General features: G+C 57.1%; 1 rRNA gene. It reads right to left on the bottom strand.

The window, feature by feature from the left end:
- Positions 1-21: 21 nt before the first annotated feature.
- Positions 22-1,852: ribosomal RNA gene (locus tag AB0K02_RS34000) — 23S ribosomal RNA — on the bottom strand; the annotation flags it as partial.

Here is a 1,852-nt window from a genome sequence, read left to right as displayed (position 1 = left end):
ACACAGTGGACGCGAGCAACTGAGGACAAGCCCTCGGCCTATTAGTACCGGTCAACTCCACCAGTTACCTGGCTTCCATATCCGGCCTATCAACCCAGTCGTCTACTGGGAGCCTTACCCTCTCAAGGAGGTGGGAGTCCTCATCTCGAAGCAGGCTTCCCGCTTAGATGCTTTCAGCGGTTATCCTTTCCGAACGTAGCCAACCAGCCATGCCCTTGGCAGGACAACTGGCACACCAGAGGTTCGTCCGTCCCGGTCCTCTCGTACTAGGGACAGCCCTTCTCAAGACTCCTACGCGCACAGCGGATAGGGACCGAACTGTCTCACGACGTTCTAAACCCAGCTCGCGTACCGCTTTAATGGGCGAACAGCCCAACCCTTGGGACCGACTCCAGCCCCAGGATGCGACGAGCCGACATCGAGGTGCCAAACCATCCCGTCGATATGGACTCTTGGGGAAGATCAGCCTGTTATCCCCGGGGTACCTTTTATCCGTTGAGCGACGGCGCTTCCACAAGCCACCGCCGGATCACTAGTCCCGACTTTCGTCCCTGCTCGACCCGTCGGTCTCACAGTCAAGCTCCCTTGTGCACTTACACTCAACACCTGATTGCCAACCAGGCTGAGGGAACCTTTGGGCGCCTCCGTTACCCTTTGGGAGGCAACCGCCCCAGTTAAACTACCCATCAGACACTGTCCCTGATCCGGATCACGGACCCAGGTTAGACATCCAGCACGACCAGAGTGGTATTTCAACGACGACTCCACCTGAACTGGCGTCCAAGCTTCACAGTCTCCCACCTATCCTACACAAGCCGAACCGAACACCAATATCAAACTGTAGTAAAGGTCCCGGGGTCTTTCCGTCCTGCTGCGCGAAACGAGCATCTTTACTCGTAGTGCAATTTCACCGGGCCTATGGTTGAGACAGTCGAGAAGTCGTTACGCCATTCGTGCAGGTCGGAACTTACCCGACAAGGAATTTCGCTACCTTAGGATGGTTATAGTTACCACCGCCGTTTACTGGCGCTTAAGTTCTCAGCTTCGCCGACCCGAAAGTCAGCTAACCGGTCCCCTTAACGTTCCAGCACCGGGCAGGCGTCAGTCCGTATACATCGCCTTACGGCTTCGCACGGACCTGTGTTTTTAGTAAACAGTCGCTTCTCGCTGGTCTCTGCGGCCACCCCCAGCTCACCGAGTAAATCGGATCACCGGTGATGGCCCCCCTTCTCCCGAAGTTACGGGGGCATTTTGCCGAGTTCCTTAACCATAGTTCACCCGAACGCCTCGGTATTCTCTACCTGACCACCTGAGTCGGTTTAGGGTACGGGCCGCCATGAAACTCGCTAGAGGCTTTTCTCGACAGCATAGGATCATCCACTTCACCACAATCGGCTCGGCATCAGGTCTCAGACTGTGTGTGAGGCGGATTTGCCTACCTCACGTCCTACACCCTTACCCCGGGACAACCACCGCCCGGGCTGGACTACCTTCCTGCGTCACCCCATCACTTACCTACTACCGCCTTGGGTCAGCGGCTCCACCACTCCGACCTCGTCCGAAGACTCAGCCGGCGGCTTCACGGCCTTAGCATCAACAGGTTCAGTACTGGGCGTTTCAAAGCGGGTACCGGAATATCAACCGGTTGTCCATCGACTACGCCTGTCGGCCTCGCCTTAGGTCCCGACTTACCCTGGGCAGATCAGCTTGACCCAGGAACCCTTAGTCAATCGGCGCACACGTTTCTCACGTGTGTATCGCTACTCATGCCTGCATTCTCACTCGTGAACCGTCCACAACTCGCTTCCGCGGCTGCTTCACCCGGCACACGACGCTCCCCTACCCATCACAG

The sequence above is a fragment of the Streptomyces sp. NPDC049597 genome (assembly GCF_040675505.1).
Classification (GTDB): domain Bacteria; phylum Actinomycetota; class Actinomycetes; order Streptomycetales; family Streptomycetaceae; genus Streptomyces.
Note: the sequence above shows the minus strand (reverse complement) of the source record. Positions and strands in the feature narration are given on the sequence as shown.